Below are 20,993 nucleotides of genomic sequence, written 5' to 3'. Positions count from 1 at the left end.
GAGGGTCAGCGCTTTGCCGCTTCGATCAGCTTGGCGATCTCGGCGGGATCGATGCCGGGGCTGGCCTTGCCGTTGATGAAGAAGGTGGGCGTGCCGCGCAGGCGCAGGGCGGCGGCCGTGGTGTGGATGTCGGCGATGTGGCGTGTGGTGTCGGGCGCGGCGATGGCGGCCTTGGCGCGCGCCATGTCGACGCCATTGGCGGCTAGAATGGCGTCGATGGACTCGATCGACAGGGCGCGCTCGGTCATCAGGGCGTCATAGACCTCCAGATACTTCCCCTGCTGATGCGCGGCCAAGGCGGCGCGGGCGGCGTATTGCGAGGTGATGTCGTCGCCGCGGTCCAGGATGGGCCAGTCCTTGAAGACGAAGCGGACTTCCGGGTGGGCGGCCATCAGGGCGCGATAGTCGTGAGCCACCGCCTTGCAGCCAGGGCAGCGGAAGTCGAAGAATTCGATCACCGTGACCTTGGCGTTCGCCGGACCGAAGGCCGGGTCGCGGGCGTCGGGCGCCAGGAGACCGGCGTTGGCGGCGGCGGCCTGATTGGTCTCTTCGACGCTGGCCTCGGCGGCCTTGGTCTGGAGCGCCTGTTCGGCCTCCTGCAGCACCTCGGGGTGCTCCAGCAGATAGGACCGGACGTCGGACTCGCCGGCGCTGAAATAGGGGGCGACCGAGAACCCCAGGGCGATGACCGACAGGCCAAGGGCCAGATAGCCGGCGCGTGCGCCGCTCAGCCACGCAGGCTTGGCGGTTTTGGTTTCGGGCGCAGGCGTGGGGGCGTCGTCGGTCATTGAGGCTCGCAGTCGGGGGAAGGGGTCAGTTGAGGGTGGCCGGTCGGCGCGCAGCGTCGCGACGGTCCAGGTCGTTGAGATCGTCGGGCGTGGCGCCCGAGGCCAGGACGATGTCCACGGCCCGGCGCCATTCGATGGAGCCGGGGTCCAGCATGGAGCGGGCGCGCAGGGCGAACTGGGTCGCCTCCTTCTCGCTGCCGGCGGCGAAATAGTATTCGGCCGAGGCCAGGCGCGCCTCGCCCTCCTTGCCTTGTGTCGCATAGGCCTGGGCCAGCAGGCGCCAGGCCAGGGTGTTTTCCTTCTCGGCGACCACGGCGTGTTTCAGCTGGTCGATGGCCTCGTCCAGATTGGCCTTGTCATTGGTCTCGATCAGGGCATGGGCCAGGTTGACGCGCAGCAGGGGGGCGTCGGGCTTGAGCCGGACGGCCTCACGGTGGGCGGCGACGGCCTCTGCCGCGCGGCCCTCCTCGAACAGGATCTGACCCTTCAGTTCCTGGAAATAGGGGTTGTTCACGTCGCCGGCGATCAGTTCCTCCACCGCCGTCAGCGCCTTTTCCGTCTGGCCGTCGCGATACCAGGCGATGGCGCGGGCATAGCGGCCGGGCAGGGAGGTGTTGGTCGACGGATAGTCCCGCAGCGTCGCGTTCGGCGGATCCATGAAGGCGTGGATCTTGGCCAGGATCAGGGCGTGCTGGGCCATGCGTTCGGGGCTATCGCGGTGATCGTAGTGCGGCTGTTCCTGCACATAGCGGCGCAGCGTCTCGATGCGGTTCGACGACAGGGGGTGGCTGCGGAAATAGGGATAGCGACGGGCGTCCGAAAAGACCTCCTGCGAACGGAAATTCTCGAAGAAGGACACCAGGCCGGCCCCCGATTCGCCGGCGCCCTCCAGCGCCCGCGCGCCCGTTATGTCGGCCTCGCCCTCCTGGCTCTGCATGTAATGAAGGGCGCCGAGCGCGCCGAAATACTGGCTGGAGCCCAGCAGGGCGACGCCGGCGTCGGGCGCACCCGCCGCGATGGCCAGGGCGCCCAGGGCCATGGTCATTAGCATGGGCTGACGGCCGGCGTTTTGGGCCCCGTCGCGCAGGGTGTGGCGGTTCTTGATGTGGCCCGCCTCGTGCGCCATCACGCCCAGCAGTTCGCCGGGCGTCTTGGTGCGTAGGATCAGGCCGGTGTTGACGCCCATGATCCGCCCGCGCGTGGCGAAGGCGTTCAGATCGTTGTCATTCACCAGCAGGACTTGGATGTCGGTCGGGTTCAGCCCCATCGAGACGAAGACCGGGTCGGCCCATTCGCGCACGATGCCCTCGACCTCGGTGTCGCGGATCAGGCTCTGAGCCGAGGCCTGGCCGGCGACGACGAGAGCCATAAGGCCCGCCGCCGTCGCCGCCAGAACGCGAGATGCAGATCGGGGAAGCCACCTCATGGCTTTACTCCAATAGCGACCGGCCCCCGCCTGCATCCTGACAGTCTAATCGTGACCGATCAGCGGCGCCACCATCCACGTTTGGGCTTTTCGGGCGGTGCGACGATCTGGTTCGGATCTTCGGCGATGATCGCCTCGACATCGACCTCGGGCGTCGGGGCCACGAACGGCTCGGCCAGAACGGCGGGCTGAGGTTCAGCCACAACGGAGGGAGCGACCGGCGCGGCAGGCTGTTCGACCGGAGCGACCTCGACCGTCTCGGCGACCAGGGCCTCGTGCGGGGTCACGTCCAGTTCGACCGGCGCGCCCTCGACCGTGGCCTCGTTCGGCTCGATGGCCGTGTCGGGATGCGGTTCGGCCGCGATCTCGACATTGGCGCTGGCCGACTTGCGGCGCACGCGACGGCGCTGGGGCTCGGGAGCGATGATCGGCGCAGCCGCCTCGACGCTCTCACCGGTCGGTTCGACGATGACGGCCATCGGCGTCTCGGGCGAGCCGTCGGGCGGCATGCCTTCGTTGGTGGCGCGGTTCTCGACCTTGATCTCGTGGCCGACGGGCGCGTCGCCACGACCCCGGCCGCGACGACGGCGGCGGCGCGAACGGCCGCCTTCCTCTCCGGAGCCTTCGCCAGCGACGGCATCCAGGCCTTCGACCTCAGCTTGAGCCTCTGCCGGACGTTCGGCGCGTTCTGGCCGCTCGCTACGCGGCTCGTGACGGCCCGGGTTCAGCGGGTCGAACCAGACATAGGGGTCGTCCAGCGACGGCGTGCGACCGCGGACCCAGGTGTAGACGTCGCGCTCGCCATCCTCGCGGACGCGGCGACCGCCACGGCGGCCACGACGGCGGCGGCGGCCGTTCTCGTCTTCCTCATCGTCCGAGGCGTCGTCGACGTTCAGCGTATCGGCGGCTTCGACGGTTTCGGCGACCTCTCCGGTCTCATCGTCTCGACGACCGCCACGACGGCGGCGATTGCGGCCCCGACCCCGATCACGGTCACGACCGCCGGACTCGGCGCGTTCAGAACGTTCGCGCGGCTCGTCGTCGTCGCTGTCCTCGCGGTCCAGCGCCTCGATATCGTCGTCGTCGTCGCCGACGATTTCCTCATCGTCGTCCTCATCCTCGTCTTCGTACAGCGAGGCGTCGAAGTCGTCGTCGAGATTGGGCATCTCGATCTCGGGCGCGACGAAGTCCTCGTTGGTCTCGGTGCGCTCGATATTGTGCTCGCCCTGGCCCAGGCTGTCGTCGATCTGGACGATGACGTTCAGGCCGCGACGTTCCAGCAGCGACTGCAGATAGGCGCGTTTGTGGTTCAGGATGTACAGGCCGACGGCGGTGCAGACCTTCAGCACCACGACGCCCGCGCCGTTCTTGCCGGCCTCAATGTCGACCGCACGCAGGGTCATCAGGGCGGCGGATTCGGCCGAGCGGATGCGGCCGGTGCCCTGGCAGTGCGGGCAGGCCTCGGTGGCGCCCTCGATCACGCCCAGGCGGCGACGCTGGCGGCTGATTTCCATCAGGCCGAAGGGCGAGATGCGGCCCATCTGGATTCGGGCGCGGTCGGAGGACAGAGCCTCCTTCAACACGCGCTCGACGGCGCGGTTGTTCTTGCCCTCATCCATGTCGATGAAGTCGATGACGACCAGGCCGGCGAGGTCGCGCAGGCGCAGTTGGCGGGCGGCTTCCTCGGCCGCTTCCATATTGGTCTTGAACGCCGTCTGCTCGACGTTGCGTTCCTTGGTGGCGCGGCCCGAGTTGACGTCGATGGCCACCAGGGCCTCGGTCTGGTTGATGACCAGATAGCCGCCGGACTTCAGCGGCACGACCGGCTGGTGGATCTGCGTCAGCAGTTCCTCAATGCCGTTGGCCGCGAACAGGGGCCGCGAGCCGCGATACAGGTGAACCTTGTTGGCCTGGGCCGGCATCAGCACGCGCATGAAGTCGCGCGCTTCCTTGAAGCCCTCGACGCCCTCGACCTGGATGCCGTCGAAATCCTTGTCGAACATGTCGCGCACGGCGCGGCGGACCAGGTTTTCTTCCTCGTAGATCACAGAGGGGGCGTGAGAGGCGAGGGTGGTCTCGCGGATCGTCTCCCACAGGCGCAGCAGATATTGATAGTCGCGCTTGATCTCGGCCTTGGTGCGCTTGGCGCCGGCCGTGCGGATGATCAGGCCCATGCCCTTGGGCACGTCTAGGGCCGAAACGGCGCTCTTCAGGCGACGACGGTCCGAGGTGTTGGTGATCTTGCGGCTGATGCCGCCGCCCTTGCCGGTGTTGGGCATCAGGACGCAGTAGCGGCCGGCCAGCGACAGCCAGGTGGTCAGGGCCGCGCCCTTGGCGCCGCGCTCGTCCTTGACGACCTGAACCAGCAGGATCTGGCGGCGCTTGATGACATCCTGGATCTTGTAGCGACGCATCAGGCGGCGCTTCAGGCGTTCTTCGTCCGCCAGGGCGCCTTCGGGATCGACGTCGTCGCCGGTCGATTCCCGGTCCAGATCGTCCTCTTCCTCGTCGTCGTGCGCTTCGGCCATGATGGCTTCGCGGTCGGCGACCGGGATCTGGTAATAGTCCGGGTGGATTTCGTTGAAGGCCAGGAAGCCGTGGCGGTTGCCACCGTATTCGATGAACGCAGCCTGCAGGCTGGGCTCTACGCGGGTGACCTTGGCGAGGTAGATATTGCCGCGAAGCTGGCGCTTCGCACGGGATTCGAAATCGAATTCCTCAATTTGCCGTCCGTCCACGATGGCGACCCGGGTCTCCTCGGGATGCGCCGCATCGATCAGCATTGTCTTTGACATGGATAGTCTCTCTCTGGCGCGCGCAGGCCGACCGTCCCGGAACACCGGACAGGGTCATGGCGGCTCGCCGAATGAAGGTGAGGGCCGGCGCGCGCGACATCCCCTCGCCGAGAACGGCGAAGCGGGCTTGATCAAGCCGTTGGGGAACGCAGGCGGAAAGGCCCATTGAAGTCGTCGGTCCTGAACCGGGCGCGCCAATCCCTTGGGAAGGCCGCGTCCCTGGTCCGCTCTTCGAACCATCGGCGATGCCGGGGCGGTTCTAGGATTGGTGAAAGTCAACGCCGCGAGGAGGGCGCGCCAAGATTCGCAGAGGCGAAATCGGCGCGATCGGTTCGCGAGCGGTCACAGCATAGTCACGCAACTGGAGAATTAAAAGGCGTTCGCCTTAACCCCCTGAATACGAGCGTCTGGCATGATGACGGCCTAGTAGGCTTTATTTGGGTTTGGCGTCGCAATGGGCGGTCGCGTTTTGACAGGTTTGATGCGCTGGGGCGCGAAGGAATGGGCGATGACCGCCCTGTCCTTCGTGGTCATCTGCATGGTCGCCCTGTTCGCGACGCGCGGTTTCGCCTGGGGCGCCCAGGGCGACGTGCTGGCCGTGCGCTTCGGCGCCGACGGCGACCGAACCCGTGTCGTCATCGATCTGGACAAGTCGGCGCAGGGCCGCGTCATCGACGCCGGTGGCGAGGGCCGCGTGGTCTTGGCCCTGAACGGCGTTGCGCCGGGACGGGGATTGAACGGCGGCGGTTCGGGCCTGGTGCGGTCTTATGAAGTCACATCGTCCGGCGGGTCTTCGCGGGTTCAGCTGGAACTGGCGCGCGGCAGCGAGATCGAGCGGCGCTTCCTGCTGCCGCCCGGCGACGGGGTCGGACACTATCGTTATGTCGTCGATCTGAAGGCCACCGGCGCGGCCGTGCGGGCGTCCACCACGCCGCCGGCGCCGCGACCCAGCGCGCCGCCGCGCCGCGCTGAACGTCCCTTGATCGTCATCGACGCCGGCCACGGCGGCAACGATCCCGGCGCCAGCGGCGCGGGCGCCAAGGAAAAGGAAGTCACTCTGGCCGCCGCCTTGGCGCTGAAGGCCGAACTAGAGAAGAACGGCCGTTATCGCGTGCGGCTGACGCGATCCGACGATCGGTATGTGGACCTGTATCGCCGGGTGTCCATCGCGCGTCAGTCGGACGCCGACCTGTTCATCTCTCTGCACGCCGACGCCGGGGCCGATCCGGCGCTGCGCGGGGCCAGCGTCTATACGCTGTCGGAACAGGGCGCCGGCCGGGCCGTGCGCGAGTTCACGCGGGGCGACAACTGGCACCGCGAACTGCATCTGCCGGGCCGCGATCCCTCCGTGGATCGCATCCTGCTGGACATGACCCAGCGCGCGACCCAGAATCGCTCGGCCCAGTTCGCTCGCGTTCTGCTGACCCATCTGGAAGGTTCGGACCATCCGCTGCTGCGCCGCAGCCATCGTGACGCCGGCCTGGCCGTTCTGCTGGCCCCCGACGTGCCGGCCGTGCTGCTGGAAATGGGCTTCATCACCAATCCCGAGGACGAGCGGCTACTGACCGACGAACGCGCGCGCCGTCGCCTGATGAAGTCGGTTGCGGACGGCATCGACCGCTATTTCCGCGAGCCTTCGGCCCCGATGATGACCGCCTCGAACAGCCAGGCCGCCGGTCAGCCCTGATCCGGCGCAACCAAGCCGGTCGTCGCCGGTTTCGGGACCATGAAGAAAGCAATCGTTACGGGCGGCGCAGGTCTGATCGGATCCGGCGTCTGCAAGGCCTTGGCTGCGCGGGGGTGGGAGGTGGCGTCCTTTGACTTGAAGGCCGGCACGACCGACACCCGCCAGATCCTGTGCGACATCGGCGATGAAGCCTCGGTGGCCCGAGCCTATGAGGAACTCGGCTGGTCGGAACTTGACCTGCTTGTAAACAACGGCGGCGTCGCCAATCCCGTCAATGGGCCGCTGGCCGACCTGTCGCTGGAAGCCTGGCGCAAGACGGTGGACAGCCATCTGACGGGCGCCTTCCTGATGACACGCGGCGCCATTCCCCTGCTGGCGGAGGGCGGGAGCATCGTAAACATGGCTTCGACCCGCGCCTTCATGTCGGAACCCGAGACCGAAGCCTATGCCGCGTCCAAGGGCGCCATCGTCGCCCTGACCCACGCCCTGGCCATCAGCCTGGGCCCGAAAACGCGGGTGAATGCGATCGCGCCGGGCTGGATTTCCGATGATGATGACCTGCGTCCCGTCGATCATGAGCAACATCCCGTCGGCCGGGTGGGGCGCGTCGAGGACATCGCCCAGGCCGTGCTCTATTTAGCCGACGCGGGCTTCGTCACAGGACAGGTGCTGACGGTGGACGGCGGCATGACGCGCAAGATGATCTACGCCGAATAGGCGAGATCAGGCCAGGCCGGCTTTCTTGAGCGTCTTCCACGCCTTGATGACCCGTTGCAGCTTGGCCTCCGCACTGCGGTCGCCGCTGTTGGTGTCGGGGTGAAAGCGTTTAAGCAGGTCGTGATACTGGGCCTTGATCTTGGCCTTGTCCGCGCCGGGGTCCAGATCAAGGTCGGCCAAGGCGGTGCGTTCCAGCTTGCCGATGCGGCGATCCTCGGTCGGGGATTGCGGCGCCTGATCACCCTTGCGCCCGAACAGGCCGAAGCTGTCGCGCCATGAGCCGGCGCCGGTCGTGTTGGACGTGCCCATCTTGGCGGCGAAGGCGGCGGCCTCGCGCGTGAACTTGCCGGCCTGCATCTCCCAGGTCGGGCGGCCGCCGGTCATGGCCTCGTTCTCCTGAAGCGTGCGGACCTCGCCCTCGCTCATTCCGGCGTAGAAGTTCCAGCCCTTGTTGTACTCGCCGGCGTGAGGCTGGCAGAATTCATAGAAGTCGTTCAGCCGCTCGCGTGACTTGGGCGCCTTGGCGGCGGCCGCCTTGCGGCAGTCGGGCCATTGGCACGGCTTTTCGCCAGGCTTGAGGTGAAGGACGTCGGCCTTGGCCGCCTCTTCCTCGGGCTTGGGCGGCTTGACCCGAATGTCGGTGAAGCGCGGCTTGTATTGAAAGGAGGCGGACATCAGCCGAAGTGTAGGGCCGAATTGGACCGCATCAAGGAATCGATCATGTCAGAAGGCCCCGTTACGGCGATTATTCGTGCAAAACTGATGGATGGGCTCTCGCCGCAACGGCTTGAGGTCGAAGATGACAGCTGGCGACACGCCGGTCACCATCATGAAGGCGGGATGGATGCAAAGCCCGGCGGCGAGAGCCACTTCAATCTGGTGATCGTTTCGGCCGCTTTCCAGGGGCAATCGCGCCTGGCCCGTCAGCGCGCGGTGAACGCCCTGCTGAAAGACGAGATGGCCGGGCCCGTCCACGCCCTGTCGATCAAGGCGCTGACGCCGGAGGAGGCGGGGGAACCCGCATGACCAAAAAAAACAGCGTTCACATCGTCTTAGAACCTTCGTCTTAACGTCACGCGACCAAACAGAACGTGGGGATCTGGGCTTATGGTGGAATCAGACGGCGTCGCGAAGGCGCTTCCGGGCGATCAACGCGCCGGCGACGCAGCCCAGGCGCTGACCGCCATTCTGCAGACGCAGTATTTGCGTTACATGATCATCGCGTCCTGGGCCCTGGGCCTGCTGGGCACGGTGGGCCTGTGGCAGGCCGTGCTGTGGTTCGGCCTGACCGTCGCCGCCGGCTCCGTCCGCGGCATGGTCGAAAAGCGGCTGAGCCACCAGGTCGAGACGGGATGGGGCATGATCTTCCCCATCGTCGCCACTGTAACGACCGGCGCCTGGGCCATCGCGCCCCTGCTGGCCTGGTTCTCGCCTTCCGATTTCGGACGGCCGCTGGCTTTGGCCCTGATCATCTCCGGCTATGTGCTTGTGTTCGCCCAGCTGCGCAGCTCGCCGCGTCAGGCCCTGATCATCTCGTCACCCTATGGCGCGGCGGCGGCGGTCATTCTGTTCAGCCTGTGGGGCACCAGCGAGTTCTGGTCGATGCTGGCCGTCCTGCCGTTCACGGCGGCGGGCCTGTTCGTTCTCGTGACCATGACCCTGCTGCGCGAGGAGCGTATCCGCGCCTTCCAGTCGCATCAGGCACATCTGATCGAGGAGTTGGAAGCCGCGCGCGACAAGGCCAATGCCGCCAATGACGCCAAGTCGAACTTCCTGGGCGTGATCTCCCACGAGCTGCGCACGCCGATGAACGGCGTCCTGGGCGCGGCCCAGCTGCTCAGCGCCACGCGTCTGGAGACGACGCAGCGGGAGTATCTGTCGATCATCCGCAACTCGGGCGACAACCTGCTGTCGCTGCTGAACGACATCCTCGACATGACCAAGATCGAGGCAGGCAAGATGAATTTCGAGGTGATCGATATCGCCGTCGACAGCCTGCACAAACGGATCACCGGCCCCTTCGAGGCCCAGGCCGAAGCCAAGGGGCTGGAGTTCGTCTCGACCCTGGAGGGCGAAATCCCGACGGTGGTGCGCGGCGATCCGCTGCGGGTCTGCCAAGTGGTGCAGAATCTGCTGTCGAATGCGGTCAAGTTCACCGAGGCCGGCCAGATCCATTACATCGTGCGCGGTCATCGCGTGTCGGACCAGCGCGTGCGGTTCGAGTTCATCGTCAAGGACAGCGGCACCGGCATCGCGGCGGCGGATCTGGAACGACTGTTCCTGCCCTTCACCCAGGTCGATACCTCCTCGACGCGCCGGTTCGGCGGCACGGGCCTGGGCCTGACCATCGCGCGGCGCATGGCCAACATCATGGGCGGCGACATCACCGTCACCTCCAGGCTGGCCGAAGGGTCATGCTTCACCCTGGAGATCGAGGCCGAGGTAGTCGAGTGGGCCAAGCCGGTAGCGGCCGATGAAATCTTCGCCGAGGTCGTGGGCGGCGAATCGCTGCGGGTGCTGGTGGTCGAGGACCATCCGGTGAACCGCATGATCCTGGAGGCCTGGATGAGTTCGGCCAGCCACGTCACCTCGACGGCCGAAAACGGCCAGATGGCGGTCGAGATCGCCCAGGATCAGCCGTTCGACCTGATCATCATGGACGTGAACATGCCGGTGATGGACGGCCTGACCGCGACCCGACTTATTCGCGACGGCGGGGGCCAGAATGCGGGCACGCCCATCGTCGTCCTGTCGGCCTCCGCCCGTAATGAAGACCATGAGGCCGGCCTGGACGCCGGCGCCGACGCCTATCTGAACAAGCCCATCGACTTCAGCGCCCTGGCCGCCCTGATGGGACGGGTCGGGGGCGGACGCGAGGCGGTTGGAGAGATGGCGCTGCCGCCGTCCGAAACCTCCGTCGCCGCCTGATTGCGGCCGCTCCGTGTTCTCAAGGTGAATGTAAGCCGATGACGGCGGTTCAGACACGCCTCAGCCGGCAAGCTCCATAACTGCGATCAAGTCGAAGCCCTTCGACGCAGTTGGAGATACGATCATGAGAAAGATCCTCACCGCCACGATGGCCGCCCTGATGGCCACGACCGCCCTGGGCGCCGCCGGCGCCGCCTCGGCCCAGTCGCGCGGCGATCACCGCTATGAGCAGCGCGACCACCGCCAAGATCGTCGTGACGACCGCCGCGAGTTCCGTCAGGACCAGCGCCAGGACCGCCAGGAATATCGCCAGCAACAACGCGCCTACGCTCGCTGGCAGCGGGCCGAGCGTCGCTATAACGCTCCTCGCTATGCGCCTCCGCGCGGCTACGCGGTGCGCACCTGGAGCTATGGTCAGCGTATGCCGTCCTACTACCGGACCAACGCCTATGTGGTGAACGACTACAACCGCTATGGCCTGCGCGCCCCGCCGCGTGGCTATCAATATGTCCGCAGCGGCAATGACGTGGTTCTGGCTGCGGTCGCGGGTGGCCTGATCACCGCCGTGATCGCCGGCCTGTTCAACTGATCCCCATCGGATCGGAGACGCGCCCCGGAGGGAAACCTCCGGGGCGTTTTTCGTTCTGGTGGTGCGGCGACGCTTCGAGCGCCCGAGATGGATGACGATGCGCGCCTTCGCCGAGCTTCTGGATCGCCTGTCCCTTACGGCTTCGCGCAATGCGAAGCTGGTGCTGGTCAGGGATTATCTGAGGGCCACGCCCGACCCTGATCGGGGATGGGCGCTGGCCGCGCTGACGGGCGATCTGACGTTCGACGCCGCCAAACCGGCGATGATCAGGAAAGCGGTCGAGGGGCGGGTGGACAGCGTGCTGTTCGGCTGGTCCTACGACTATGTCGGGGATTTAGCCGAGACGGTGGCCCTGATCTGGCCCGTGACGCCCGATCACCGGCCCAACCGCGAGCCGGAACTGGCCGAGGTGGTTGAGGCCTTGCGCACCGCCAGTCGGGCGGAGGTGCGGGGCCTGCTGGAAGGTTGGCTCGACGCGCTGGAGCCGAAGGGGCGGTGGGCGCTGCTGAAACTGATGACCGGGGCCTTGCGGGTGGGACTGTCGGCGCGGCTGGCCAAGACGGCGGCGGCGATGATGCGACCCGACGCGGTGATGGCGCCGCCGTCGCCAGACGGAGACGAGGCGCAGACGACGCTGGAGGCCCTCGACGCCTCGGCCATCGAAGAGGTCTGGCACGCGGTCGAGCCGCCATACGCCGACCTATTCGCTTGGCTGGAGGGCAGGGCGGAGCGGCCCAGCCCGGATGCGCCCGGCCGGTTTCGGCCCGTCATGCTGGCGGTCGCCATCGACGAGGCGGTCGATCTGCCCAAACTGTCGCCGGCCGATTACGCCGCCGAGTGGAAGTGGGACGGCATCCGCATCCAGGCGGTGCTGGAGGGCGATGTCCGCAAGCTCTATTCCCGCACCGGCGACGAAATTTCGGCCGCCTTTCCCGATGTGATGGAGGCTCTGGCGTTCCAGGGGGCGATTGACGGCGAGCTGATCGTGTGGCGCGACGGAGCGGTGGCGCCGTTCGGGGATCTGCAGCAACGGCTGAACCGCAAGACGGTGGACGCCAAGGCCATGCAGGCCTTTCCGGCGGCGGTGGTCGCCTATGACCTGCTGGCTCAGGACGGCGAGGACTTGCGGAGTTTGCCGTTGCGCGACCGTCGGAAGCGGCTGGAGGCTCTGGTGGCCGAACACACGGGCGAGCGTCTTCATCTGTCGCCGGTGGTCGATTACGCCGACTGGGATCAACTGGCGCGGCTCAGGGCCGATCCGCCGGTCGGGGCGGCAGCGGAAGGCCTGATGCTGAAACGCTGGGACAGTCCCTATCTGGCGGGACGACCAAAGGGACCGTGGTTCAAGTGGAAGCGCGATCCCCACGTCATCGACGCCGTCCTGATGTACGCCCAGCGCGGGCATGGAAAGCGATCCAGCTTCTATTCCGACTACACCTTCGGCGTCTGGACGCCGGAGGGGGCGCTGACGCCGGTGGGCAAGGCCTATTTCGGCTTCAGCGACGAGGAGTTGAAACAGCTCGACAAGTTCGTGCGCGATCACACAATCGATCGGTTCGGGCCGGTGCGGTCGGTGCGGGCCGAGCGCGACTTCGGCCTTGTGCTTGAGATCGCCTTCGAAGGGTTGAACCGCTCGACGCGGCACAAGTCGGGCGTGGCCATGCGCTTCCCCCGCGTCAGCCGCATCCGTTGGGACAAGCCGGCGCGAGAGGCCAACACCATCGACGACGTGATGGACCTGCTGGACGCCATCGAAAGCGGCGGCGGACGGATCGCCAAGGCCTGAAAACGGGCTTTCGGGGGTTTCAATCGGCGCGTCACGCGTTAGACCCGGCCTATGTCCACGCCTCTTCCCACCGATGTCGCCGAAGCCGTCGCCGCAGGTCGCAAGGCCGTGTCCGTCGACGCCGCCGTGATCGCCAAACTGACCGACATGGCCGGTGATTTCGCGATCAACCTGTCCATCGCCATCCTGATTTTCGTCGTAACGGTCTTTGCGGCGAAGTGGGCGTCGCGGGCGGCGCGCAACGCCCTGTCGCGTGTGAAGGGTTTCCGGCACGATCCGACGGTCCTGAGCTTCGCGGTGCAGGTTGTGCGGGTGGTAGTGTTCATCATCGGCATGATTGCGGTGCTGCAACGGCTGGGCGTGCAGACGACCTCGATCATCGCGGTCCTGGGCGCAGCGTCCCTGGCTGTGGGCTTGGCGTTGCAAGGCACGCTGTCGAACGTGGCGTCGGGGATCATGCTGCTGGTGCTGCGGCCCTATCGCGTCGGGGACGTGGTGGACGTGGGCGGCATGTCCGGCACGGTCCAGCGGCTGGACCTGTTCACGACCCAGCTGTCGAACGCCAACAACCACAAGATCGTCATCCCGAATTCCAAGGTGCTGAGCGATCCGCTGACCAATCTGACGGGTCAGCAGACGCGTCGGATCGAGATCAACTTCACCGTCGGTTACGGCGATGATTTGAACCAGGCGCGCTGCGTTCTGTCCGACATGGCCGAGGCGCATGCCAAGGTCCTGCACGATCCGCATCCCTGGACGGGGGTGACGGGCCTGTTGGACAGTTCGGTTCAGGTGACGCTTCACGCCTGGGTCAAGGTCGGCGACTGGTGGCAGACCCAGTCCGATCTGATGCAGGGGGGCAAGGAGGCGCTGGACGCCGCCGGCATCGAAATCCCGTTCCCGCATCAGGTCGCCGTGCCGTATGGCGACGAGGATGTGATGCCGGTGGTCCGGGTTCGGACTGTGCAAGACGACCAGAGCGATCCCCAGGCGAAGACGAGCTGATGCGTTACGATTTCGGATCCGACAACACCGCAGGCATGGCCCTGAGCGCCATCGAAGGCCTGGTGCGCGCCAACAAGGGTTTCGCCCGCGCCTATGGCGCCGACGACACCACCGCGCGCGCCGCCGATCAGATCCGTCAGCGGCTGGATGCGGACGCCGACGTGCGGTTCGTCTTCAGCGGCACGGCGGCCAACGCCATCGCCCTGTCGATGCTGGCCCAGCCCTATGAGGCGGTGCTGGCGCACAACGCCGCCCACATCTGCACCGACGAGACGGGCGCGCCGGGCTTCTTCGGCCATGGCGTCGGCCTGATCGGCCTGCCGGGCTTTTCGGGCAAGATCGATCCGCTGGCCTTGCAGGCGCAACTGGCCGAGCCCGAGGTCGGTCACCGCCAGCCGCCGGCCGCCCTGTCGCTGACCCAGGCGACGGAATATGGCGCGGTCTATACCGAGGAAGAACTGCGCCACCTGATCGAGCCGGTCAGGGCGCTGGGCTACGGCGTGCACATGGACGGCGCGCGACTGACCAATGCGGTCGCCTCGGGGTTCGACCTGAAGGACATTCCGCGCCTGGGCGTGGACGTGCTGGTGTTCGGCGGCGCCAAGGCGGGCGCCAACTGCGCCGAGGCCATCGTCCTGTTCGACAAGAGCCTGGCGCGTCGACTGGACAACCGCCTGAAACAGGCTGGGCAGACGGCGTCGAAGGCGCGACTCTTGTCAGGGCCGATGCTGGGGCTGCTGGAAAGCGGAGACTGGGAATCGGGCGGCGCCCACGCCAATCTGATGGCGCAGAAGCTGGCGGCGGGGATCGCTGGACGGTCGCCCTATACGCTGGCCCATCCGGTCGAGGCCAACGCCGTCTTCGTGCGCATGCCGGCCGAGGCGCACGCGCGCCTGAACGCCCTGGGCTGGGCCTGCTATCCGTTCGACGACGGCTCTGTGCGCTTCGTCTGTTCGTGGGCGACGCAGGAAGCGGCCGTGGACGAGCTGATCGAGGCGGTCGTCCGCCTGGGTTGAGCGACTAATCCCCCGTCACTCGCCAGCGTGGCCTTTCCCCGGTCGCAATGGGTTTCCATATGCGGATCATGGCGATACGAGGCGAGCGCTCCGGCGGCAGGCGTGACCCGATGGTCAAGGCGCAGCAGGCAGGGAGCCTACAGGACAAGACAGATGGGCCCCCGACGCTGACGGCGTTGGCGGACCTTGCGCGGCTGGTGGCCCGCTCGGGCGCGCCGCATCTGAAACTGAGGCTGATCTTCGCCATCTTGCTGACGCTGGCGGGCAAGGGGCTGGGCGTCATGGCGCCGCTGGTGCTGGGCGCGGCGGTCAACCGGCTGGCGGCGGGGCAGGGCGCGGCGACAGCCGTCGGTTTGGGCTTTGCGGCCTTTGCGATTGGCTGGACCTTCGTGAGGTTCCTGTCAGCAGCCTCGCCCCTGGTGTCGGATGTGGTGTTCGCACCTGTCAGATCCGCCGCCCAGCGCACCACGGCGGCCGAGGCCTTCGCCCATGCGCTGAGCCTGTCGCTGGATTTCCACCAGACCAAACGCTCGGGCGCCCTGTCGCGGACGATGGATCGCGGATCCCGTGCGGTGGATTTCCTGCTGCGCATCCTGGCCTTCAACCTGATCCCGACCGGGGTCGAGCTCGTGCTGGCGGCGGGGGTGCTGGGCGCGAAATACGACTGGCGATTCGCCGCCGTCGCGGTGGTTGTGGTCGTCATCTACACCGCCGCCACCTTCGCCATGTCCAACTGGCGGCTGGAGCATCGCCGGATTATGAATGCGGCCGATTCCGAGGCGGCCGGCGTCTCGGTCGACGCCCTGCTGAACTATGAGACGGTCAAGTCGTTCGGCGCCGAGACGCGTGCGGCCCAGACCTATGACCGGGCGCTGGGCGACTATGCCGAGGCCTCGCTGAAGGCCAACAGCTCGCTGGCCATGCTGAACGGGATGCAGGCCCTGGTGATGAACCTGGGGCTGGGCGTCATGGCGGTGATGGCCGGGTTCGAGGCGGCGGCCGGTCGGATGGGGCCGGGCGACGTGACGGCGGCGGTGCTGATCATGATCTCGCTGTACGCACCGCTGAACATCCTGGGCTTCGCCTATCGCGAAATCCGCCAATCCTTCATCGACATGGAGGAGATGCTGAAGGTGACGCGTCAGACGCCGCAAGTCGCAGACGCCCCCAATGCGCTGGCCTTGCCGCGCCCGGTCGATGCGCGCGGCGCGTCCGTCCGGTTCGAAAACGTCGGCTTCCGCCACGACGCGCGGGCCAATGGACTGGAGGACGTCAGCTTCTTTGCGGCGCCCGGCACGACGACGGCGCTGGTCGGGCCGTCCGGCTCGGGCAAGTCCACCATCGTCAAATTGGCGCTGCGTCTGCTCGATCCGCAGGAGGGGCGCGTGCTGATCGACGGCCATGATGCGCGTCAGGTGACGCAGGCGTCGTTGCGGGCTGCGGTGGCCTTGGTGCCGCAGGATGTGGCCCTGTTCAACGAGACCCTGGGCGCCAACATCGCCTTCGCGCGGCCTGATGCGGACGAGGCCCAGGTCTGGGCGGCGGCCGAGGCGGCGGAACTGGCCGACTTCATTCGCGGCCTGCCGGACGGGATGGAGACGCGGGTCGGGGAACGGGGCCTGAAGCTGTCCGGCGGCGAACGCCAGCGCGTCGGCATCGCGCGGGCGCTGCTGGCCGATCCCTGCATCCTGATCCTGGACGAGGCGACCAGCGCTTTGGACAGCCGCACCGAGGCCGCGATCCAGAAGACGCTGCAAAAAGCCCGTCACGGCCGCACGACCCTGGTGGTGGCGCACAGGCTGTCGACCGTGGCGGACGCCGATCAGATCCTGGTGCTGAAGGCCGGGCGCATCGTCGAGCGCGGCGGGCACCATGAGCTGGTCGCGCGGCAGGGCGGGGAATACGCCGCCCTGTGGCGCAAGCAGACGCGCGCGGGCAAGACGTCTCAGATCGCGGACTGATCGCTCGCGGGCAGTTTGCGGCGCAGGACTTCGTGCAGATTGGTCAGGATGGCGCTGCGGGCGGCCTGCTCCTCGGGCGGCAGGGACAGCAGGACCTTCATCGCCTGGGCGTGAACGGTGGCGATGCGCCAGTCGAATCCGCCCTGGCGCGGCGCGGCGTCCAGCAGGTCGCACAGACCCTTAGCCGCCGTACACAGGTCGTCCATCGCAAACGGGCTGGCTGCATCGATGATCTGGCTGGAGGCGGAATAGGCCAGGTCCAGCCGCATCGGCTCGATCAGGTCGGGGTCGGGCTTGGCCAGCAGGACGGCGATATTGTCGGCGATGATGGCGCGGGCCTGGTCCTGCAAGGCGTCCAGATTGACCCTGGCCTGGGCCAGGGCGACGCCGACGCTGACGCCGCCGGGGCGATCCAGCATTTCGGACAGGCGCGACTTGCGCTGATTGTGCGTGATGACGGTCATAGGGCCAGGCTCTCCATCGCATTGGCCTTTCTCAGCATGTCGGCCCGGCGTTCGACGCCCTCATAGCCGCTGTGTCGGAACCGGCGGTCCGGTCCCAGGTAATCGCCGACCTCAAGGAAGGGCCGGCTGTCGCGCGCGACCCACAGAATACGCTCCAGCAGCATGGCGGGGCTGAACGGCTTGGTGACGACGAAGTTGGCGCCGCAGTCGCGGGCCTCCGCCACGCGCCCACGCCGGATGTGGCTGGCGGTCATGATGACGGGGGTGAAGGCGTTGGGATTGGGGCCGGATCGACGCAGCCAGCGCACCAGTTCGAACCCGTCGATGTCGGGCATGTCGGTGTCCACGACCAGCAGATCGATGGGCTTGTCGGTCAGCAGCTTCTTGGCCTGGGTTCCCGTGCCGCAGGCGAAGGCGGGCCGGATGCCGAACCCGGTCAGGGCGTTGGACGTCAGCGTCAACGAGAAGGGCGAATCGTCGACGATCATCGTGATCGCGCCACCCAGGTTGAAGACGGCGCTTTCGCGCAGGGATTCGCCGCCGCTCATGCCGCCAAGGCCCCGGTTTGTCCCGCCGTCGTAATGATCATGGCCGGTCGCAAACCCCTAAACCCCTCAATGAAGGCCAAGGTTGGCAGACGATGGTGGACGCTGCGTTAACGCTGTTCGGCTAAAGGGCGCCGATGGCGTAGAAGCGGTCGGCGCGGCGTTTCTTGATCTGCTGGGGCGACAGGCCTTCGAAGCCTTTCAGCTCTTCGGCCAGCACGTCGCCGACATTGGCCATGGCGGCGTCACGGTCGGTGTGGGCGCCGCCGACCGGCTCCTCGATCAGGCGATCCACGATCTTCAGGCCCATCAGGTCCGGGCCGGTGATCTTCATGGCCATGGCCGCGTCCCTGGCCCGCGCGCCGTCGCGCCACAGGATGCCGGCCGCGCCTTCGGGCGAGATGACCGAATAGATCGAATGTTCCAGCATCAGCACGCGGCTGGCGGCGGCGATGGCGATGGCGCCGCCCGAACCACCTTCGCCGGTGATGGTGGCGATGGAGGGGACGCCCAGGGTCAGGCAGCGCTCGGTCGAGCGGGCGATGGCCTCGGCCTGGCCACGCTCCTCGGCGCCCAGGCCGGGATAGGCGCCGGCCGTGTCGATGAAGCTGAGGACCGGCAGGCCGAACTGCTCGGCCATGTCCATTAACCGCACGGCCTTGCGATAGCCCTCGGGCCGGGCCATGCCGAAGTTGTGGGTGATGCGGGTGGCCGTGTCGTGGCCCTTTTCATGGCCCATGATCACGACCGGACGGCCGCGAAAGCGCGCCAGACCGCCCAGGATGGCCTGGTCGTCGCCGAACTGACGATCGCCGTGCAGTTCGTTCCAGTCGGTGAACAGGCTCTGCACATAGTCGATGAAGTGCGGACGCTGCGGGTGGCGCGCGACCTGGGTCTTCATCCAGGGGTCCAGACCGGCGTAGGTCTTCTTGCGCAGCTGTTCGGCCTTCTTGCGCAGGCCCTCGATCTCGTTGTCGAAATCGCCCGAGGCGTCGGACAGCAGCGACAGCTCCTCGATCTTTGCTTCCAAATCAGCGATCGGCTTTTCGAAGTCGAGATAGTGCGTGGCCATCAAGGCGTCCGGGAACTGCGAGCGGGCAAGAGCGCCCTTAGGGAAGGCGGGGGAACCTAGAGACGTCAACGCCGCCGGGCAAGCGGCGGTTCAGAAGGCCTTTGGCAAACCGGCCTGTTTGAGGATTTCGTTGGCCATAATCCGCATCGGCTTGGAGGGAACGGTGACTTGGCGACCCGCTGCATTGCGCCACTTCTCGTGACTGCCCTTTCCGCCTGGAACGCGCTCGAAGCCGGCATCTCTAAGCCGCCGCGTCAGGTCTCGATAGTAGTCCTGAACCATCAATCGCCCCCGGAAATCGAATCTAGAACCGATTCTCGCGCGGGCAGCAAAGTCGCAACGCCATGGTCAGGCTGCGACCAGATCGAGTTGCCGTGACGCCTCGAAACGAATGGCGACGGGTTCGTGGATGTCCAGGTTGGAGGCGAGTAGGTCGGGTGCGAAATGCCTGATGAGATCCTCGAACTCTTCCAGCGTGTCCGTCTGAAGGACGAGGCCCGGAATGTCGGACTCGCTGTACCAAACGCTAGCCTCAGCGTCCCAGATCGCCTTGACGTAGAATGAATGCGCCATGGCCCGAATATGCGCCGTCAGTCGTCGCGCGCCAAGGGGTGGTTTTGCTGGACGACCTGGGCCAGGCGGTCGGTGGCGACGTGGGTGTAAATCTGGGTGGTGGCGATGTCGGCGTGGCCCAGCAGGGTCTGGACGACGCGCAGGTCGGCGCCGCCTTCCAGCAGGTGGGTGGCGAAGGCGTGGCGCAGGACGTGGGGGCTGACGCGGGCCGGGTCGATGCCGGCCGTGATCGCGGCCTCGTCCAGCAGTTGGGCGAAGCGGCGGGGCGTCAGGTGGCCGGTGCGACCGGATGAGGGGAAAAGCCAGGGGCTGTCGGGCGTCTCGGGCTTGCGCTTCTCATCGCGGGCGGTCAGCCAGGCCTTGATGGCCTCGCGCGCGGCGGTGTTCAGGGGCGCGAGCCGTTCCTTGCCGCCCTTGCCGCGCACGATCAGGTAGGCGGGGTCGCGGCGAATGGCCTCGACCTTGAGCCCCAGCAGTTCCGACACCCGCAGGCCCGAGGCGTAGGCCATCTCGACCAGGGCGACCAGGCGCAGGCCCGCCGCCGCATCTCGGCTGGCCGAGGCGGCCAGCAGGGCGTCGATTTCGTCGCGGCTTAGCACCTTGGGCAGGGACCGGCCCTGTTTGGGCGCGTCGAGGCGGCGCGACGGATCGTCGGTGCGCCAGCCTTCGGCCAGGGCGAAGCGATAGAACTGGCGCGCGGAGGACCGGCGGCGAGCGGCGGTGGCGGCGGACAGGCCGCGCCGCGACAGGTCGGCGAACCAGGCCTCGACCGCCTCGGCATCGGCCTTCATCAGGCCGCCGGCGTCCGACAGCGCCGTCTCGGCGTCCGCCAGATCGCGGCCATAGGCGGACAGGGTGTGGGGCGAGGCGTCGCGTTCGACGGCCATCATCTCCAGAAAGGCCTCGATCTGGGGCGTCATCGCGCGAACCTGCCGTCGAACGGATGGCGCAAGGTCAGGCTTGGTGTAGAGGTTTTCTGGATCATGCCTGCCCGAGCCGCCGCCTTCGCCCTTCTCTCGACCGACCGTTCCGCCGGAGCCGCCGGATGAGGCGGCGCGCGAATCCGGGACCGACCCGCACCATAGCCCTGGTTGGGCTGATGGGGGTGGGCAAATCGTCGGTGGGGCGTCGGCTGGCCAGCCGACTGAGGCTGCCGTTCGCCGATGGGGACGTGGAGATCGAATCGGCGGCCGGGATGACGGTGTCGGAAATCTTCGCCGCCTTGGGGGAGGCCGAGTTCCGGGCGGGCGAGGCGCGAGTGATCCGCCGCCTGCTGGAAGGGCCGCCTATCGTGCTGGCGACCGGCGGCGGGGCGATGATGAACCCCGAGACGCGCGCCCTGCTGAAGGCGCGATCCGACACGGTGTGGCTGAGGGCCGATCTGACGGTGATCGCGGAACGGGTGGCGCGGCGCGACACGCGGCCGTTGCTGCGCGGCAAGGACCCGCTGGAGGTGCTGACCGGCTTGGCCGAGGCCCGCTATCCCATCTATGGCGAGGCGGATGTGACGGTGGACGTGGGCCAGGGCTCGCACGGCCAAGCGGTGGACGCCATTCACAAGAATCTGCGCCGGCACTGGCGCCACAGACGGCGCGCGGAGACGAAGACGTGACGATCATTCCGGTCAGCGGCGGGGCTTTC

The 20,993-nt window shown here is 67.2% G+C and carries 20 protein-coding genes; 10 read left to right on the top strand and 10 right to left on the bottom strand.

Going from position 1 to position 20,993, the window contains the following annotated elements:
• Nucleotides 1–5 precede the first annotated feature (5 nt).
• Genes CHRYSEO8AT_RS00430 through CHRYSEO8AT_RS00420 form a run of 3 tightly spaced genes read right to left on the bottom strand, consistent with a single transcriptional unit; the run spans nt 6 to nt 5,009 of the window.
• Entirely contained in the window at nt 6–788 is a 783-nt protein-coding gene (locus CHRYSEO8AT_RS00430; protein WP_159844740.1) for a thioredoxin domain-containing protein, read from the bottom strand.
• A gap of 25 nt (nt 789–813) precedes the next feature.
• On the bottom strand, nt 814–2,214 hold the full coding sequence (locus CHRYSEO8AT_RS00425) for a M48 family metalloprotease (protein WP_159844736.1): 1,401 nt from the start codon (nt 2,212–2,214) through the stop codon (nt 814–816).
• Between the two features lie 59 nt (nt 2,215–2,273).
• Nucleotides 2,274–5,009, bottom strand: a complete 2,736-nt coding sequence (locus CHRYSEO8AT_RS00420) for a ribonuclease E/G (RefSeq protein ID WP_201304314.1) — start codon at nt 5,007–5,009, stop codon at nt 2,274–2,276.
• Between the two features lie 508 nt (nt 5,010–5,517).
• Here CHRYSEO8AT_RS00420 and CHRYSEO8AT_RS00415 point away from each other — a divergent pair.
• Nucleotides 5,518–6,696 (top strand): N-acetylmuramoyl-L-alanine amidase, encoded by a 1,179-nt coding sequence (locus CHRYSEO8AT_RS00415; RefSeq protein WP_201304313.1) that lies wholly within the window; start codon nt 5,518–5,520, stop codon nt 6,694–6,696.
• A 39-nt stretch (nt 6,697–6,735) separates the two neighbouring features.
• On the top strand, nt 6,736–7,413 hold the full coding sequence (locus CHRYSEO8AT_RS00410; RefSeq protein ID WP_159844730.1) for an SDR family oxidoreductase: 678 nt from the start codon (nt 6,736–6,738) through the stop codon (nt 7,411–7,413).
• 6 nt (nt 7,414–7,419) lie between these two features.
• Here CHRYSEO8AT_RS00410 and CHRYSEO8AT_RS00405 read toward each other — a convergent pair whose 3' ends face one another.
• A complete protein-coding gene (locus tag CHRYSEO8AT_RS00405) occupies nt 7,420–8,088 on the bottom strand; it encodes a J domain-containing protein (protein ID WP_159844727.1) in 669 nt (222 codons plus the stop codon).
• A 45-nt stretch (nt 8,089–8,133) separates the two neighbouring features.
• Here CHRYSEO8AT_RS00405 and CHRYSEO8AT_RS00400 point away from each other — a divergent pair, with 45 nt between their 5' ends.
• The 7 genes from CHRYSEO8AT_RS00400 (at nt 8,134) to CHRYSEO8AT_RS00370 (ending at nt 16,698) form a co-directional block, all read left to right on the top strand.
• The gene (locus tag CHRYSEO8AT_RS00400; RefSeq protein ID WP_159844724.1) at nt 8,134–8,439 is read left to right on the top strand and encodes a BolA family transcriptional regulator; all 306 of its coding nucleotides are present in this window, start codon (nt 8,134–8,136) and stop codon (nt 8,437–8,439) included.
• Nucleotides 8,440–8,520: 81 nt separating this feature from the next.
• On the top strand, nt 8,521–10,341 hold the full coding sequence (locus CHRYSEO8AT_RS00395; RefSeq protein WP_159844721.1) for a response regulator: 1,821 nt from the start codon (nt 8,521–8,523) through the stop codon (nt 10,339–10,341).
• Between the two features lie 124 nt (nt 10,342–10,465).
• Nucleotides 10,466–10,930, top strand: coding sequence for an RcnB family protein (locus CHRYSEO8AT_RS00390; RefSeq protein ID WP_159844718.1), 465 nt, complete (start codon nt 10,466–10,468; stop codon nt 10,928–10,930).
• Between the two features lie 97 nt (nt 10,931–11,027).
• Entirely contained in the window at nt 11,028–12,716 is a 1,689-nt protein-coding gene (locus CHRYSEO8AT_RS00385) for a cisplatin damage response ATP-dependent DNA ligase (RefSeq protein ID WP_159844713.1), read from the top strand.
• Nucleotides 12,717–12,767: 51 nt separating this feature from the next.
• A complete protein-coding gene (locus CHRYSEO8AT_RS00380; RefSeq protein WP_159844710.1) occupies nt 12,768–13,721 on the top strand; it encodes a mechanosensitive ion channel family protein in 954 nt (317 codons plus the stop codon).
• On the top strand, nt 13,721–14,737 hold the full coding sequence (locus CHRYSEO8AT_RS00375; RefSeq protein WP_159844707.1) for a low specificity L-threonine aldolase: 1,017 nt from the start codon (nt 13,721–13,723) through the stop codon (nt 14,735–14,737). The genes CHRYSEO8AT_RS00380 and CHRYSEO8AT_RS00375 overlap by 1 nt, the downstream gene beginning before the upstream one ends.
• A 110-nt stretch (nt 14,738–14,847) precedes the next feature.
• Entirely contained in the window at nt 14,848–16,698 is a 1,851-nt protein-coding gene (locus CHRYSEO8AT_RS00370; protein WP_201304312.1) for an ABC transporter ATP-binding protein/permease, read from the top strand.
• On the opposite strand, the gene CHRYSEO8AT_RS00365 is transcribed toward CHRYSEO8AT_RS00370, so the two are convergent.
• From CHRYSEO8AT_RS00365 to CHRYSEO8AT_RS00340, 6 genes are all read right to left on the bottom strand, one after another.
• Nucleotides 16,683–17,162 carry a chemotaxis protein CheE gene (locus tag CHRYSEO8AT_RS00365; protein WP_159844701.1) on the bottom strand — a complete coding sequence of 160 codons (480 nt, stop codon included), beginning with the start codon at nt 17,160–17,162 and terminating at the stop codon, nt 16,683–16,685. The two genes, CHRYSEO8AT_RS00370 and CHRYSEO8AT_RS00365, sit on opposite strands and share 16 nt — an antisense overlap.
• Nucleotides 17,159–17,710 (bottom strand): response regulator, encoded by a 552-nt coding sequence (locus CHRYSEO8AT_RS00360; RefSeq protein WP_159844698.1) that lies wholly within the window; start codon nt 17,708–17,710, stop codon nt 17,159–17,161. Before CHRYSEO8AT_RS00360 ends, CHRYSEO8AT_RS00365 begins: the two co-directional genes overlap by 4 nt.
• A 121-nt stretch (nt 17,711–17,831) precedes the next feature.
• A complete protein-coding gene (locus CHRYSEO8AT_RS00355) occupies nt 17,832–18,779 on the bottom strand; it encodes an acetyl-CoA carboxylase carboxyltransferase subunit alpha (RefSeq protein ID WP_159844693.1) in 948 nt (315 codons plus the stop codon).
• A 90-nt stretch (nt 18,780–18,869) separates the two neighbouring features.
• On the bottom strand, nt 18,870–19,061 hold the full coding sequence (locus CHRYSEO8AT_RS00350) for a type II toxin-antitoxin system HicA family toxin (RefSeq protein WP_159844690.1): 192 nt from the start codon (nt 19,059–19,061) through the stop codon (nt 18,870–18,872).
• Between the two features lie 66 nt (nt 19,062–19,127).
• Nucleotides 19,128–19,352: a DUF1902 domain-containing protein gene (locus tag CHRYSEO8AT_RS00345; protein ID WP_159844687.1), complete on the bottom strand. Its 225-nt coding sequence runs from the start codon at nt 19,350–19,352 to the stop codon at nt 19,128–19,130.
• Between the two features lie 17 nt (nt 19,353–19,369).
• Entirely contained in the window at nt 19,370–20,272 is a 903-nt protein-coding gene (locus CHRYSEO8AT_RS00340; protein ID WP_159844684.1) for a site-specific tyrosine recombinase XerD, read from the bottom strand.
• Nucleotides 20,273–20,397: 125 nt separating this feature from the next.
• On the opposite strand from CHRYSEO8AT_RS00340, the gene CHRYSEO8AT_RS00335 reads away from it, so the two are divergent.
• Nucleotides 20,398–20,964, top strand: a complete 567-nt coding sequence (locus CHRYSEO8AT_RS00335) for a shikimate kinase (protein ID WP_159844681.1) — start codon at nt 20,398–20,400, stop codon at nt 20,962–20,964.
• Nucleotides 20,965–20,993 lie beyond the last annotated feature (29 nt).

Source organism: Brevundimonas sp. G8 (genome assembly GCF_902506205.1).
In the GTDB taxonomy this organism is placed as follows: domain Bacteria; phylum Pseudomonadota; class Alphaproteobacteria; order Caulobacterales; family Caulobacteraceae; genus Brevundimonas.
The sequence above is the reverse complement of the archived record's forward strand: the minus strand, read 5'-3'. Positions and strand labels throughout refer to the sequence as shown.

Bases quoted from the DNA above. Each gene is read 5' to 3' on its own strand.
- CHRYSEO8AT_RS00430 (WP_159844740.1), bottom strand. From the start codon at position 788: ATGACCGACGACGCCCCCACGCCTGCGCCCGAAACCAAAACCGCCAAG.
- CHRYSEO8AT_RS00425 (WP_159844736.1), bottom strand. From the start codon at position 2,214: ATGAGGTGGCTTCCCCGATCTGCATCTCGCGTTCTGGCGGCGACGGCG.
- CHRYSEO8AT_RS00420 (WP_201304314.1), bottom strand. From the start codon at position 5,009: ATGTCAAAGACAATGCTGATCGATGCGGCGCATCCCGAGGAGACCCGG.
- CHRYSEO8AT_RS00415 (WP_201304313.1), top strand. From the start codon at position 5,518: ATGACCGCCCTGTCCTTCGTGGTCATCTGCATGGTCGCCCTGTTCGCG.
- CHRYSEO8AT_RS00410 (WP_159844730.1), top strand. From the start codon at position 6,736: ATGAAGAAAGCAATCGTTACGGGCGGCGCAGGTCTGATCGGATCCGGC.
- CHRYSEO8AT_RS00405 (WP_159844727.1), bottom strand. From the start codon at position 8,088: ATGTCCGCCTCCTTTCAATACAAGCCGCGCTTCACCGACATTCGGGTC.
- CHRYSEO8AT_RS00400 (WP_159844724.1), top strand. From the start codon at position 8,134: ATGTCAGAAGGCCCCGTTACGGCGATTATTCGTGCAAAACTGATGGAT.
- CHRYSEO8AT_RS00395 (WP_159844721.1), top strand. From the start codon at position 8,521: ATGGTGGAATCAGACGGCGTCGCGAAGGCGCTTCCGGGCGATCAACGC.
- CHRYSEO8AT_RS00390 (WP_159844718.1), top strand. From the start codon at position 10,466: ATGAGAAAGATCCTCACCGCCACGATGGCCGCCCTGATGGCCACGACC.
- CHRYSEO8AT_RS00385 (WP_159844713.1), top strand. From the start codon at position 11,028: ATGCGCGCCTTCGCCGAGCTTCTGGATCGCCTGTCCCTTACGGCTTCG.
- CHRYSEO8AT_RS00380 (WP_159844710.1), top strand. From the start codon at position 12,768: ATGTCCACGCCTCTTCCCACCGATGTCGCCGAAGCCGTCGCCGCAGGT.
- CHRYSEO8AT_RS00375 (WP_159844707.1), top strand. From the start codon at position 13,721: ATGCGTTACGATTTCGGATCCGACAACACCGCAGGCATGGCCCTGAGC.
- CHRYSEO8AT_RS00370 (WP_201304312.1), top strand. From the start codon at position 14,848: ATGGTCAAGGCGCAGCAGGCAGGGAGCCTACAGGACAAGACAGATGGG.
- CHRYSEO8AT_RS00365 (WP_159844701.1), bottom strand. From the start codon at position 17,162: ATGACCGTCATCACGCACAATCAGCGCAAGTCGCGCCTGTCCGAAATG.
- CHRYSEO8AT_RS00360 (WP_159844698.1), bottom strand. From the start codon at position 17,710: ATGAGCGGCGGCGAATCCCTGCGCGAAAGCGCCGTCTTCAACCTGGGT.
- CHRYSEO8AT_RS00355 (WP_159844693.1), bottom strand. From the start codon at position 18,779: ATGGCCACGCACTATCTCGACTTCGAAAAGCCGATCGCTGATTTGGAA.
- CHRYSEO8AT_RS00350 (WP_159844690.1), bottom strand. From the start codon at position 19,061: ATGGTTCAGGACTACTATCGAGACCTGACGCGGCGGCTTAGAGATGCC.
- CHRYSEO8AT_RS00345 (WP_159844687.1), bottom strand. From the start codon at position 19,352: ATGGCGCATTCATTCTACGTCAAGGCGATCTGGGACGCTGAGGCTAGC.
- CHRYSEO8AT_RS00340 (WP_159844684.1), bottom strand. From the start codon at position 20,272: ATGACGCCCCAGATCGAGGCCTTTCTGGAGATGATGGCCGTCGAACGC.
- CHRYSEO8AT_RS00335 (WP_159844681.1), top strand. From the start codon at position 20,398: ATGAGGCGGCGCGCGAATCCGGGACCGACCCGCACCATAGCCCTGGTT.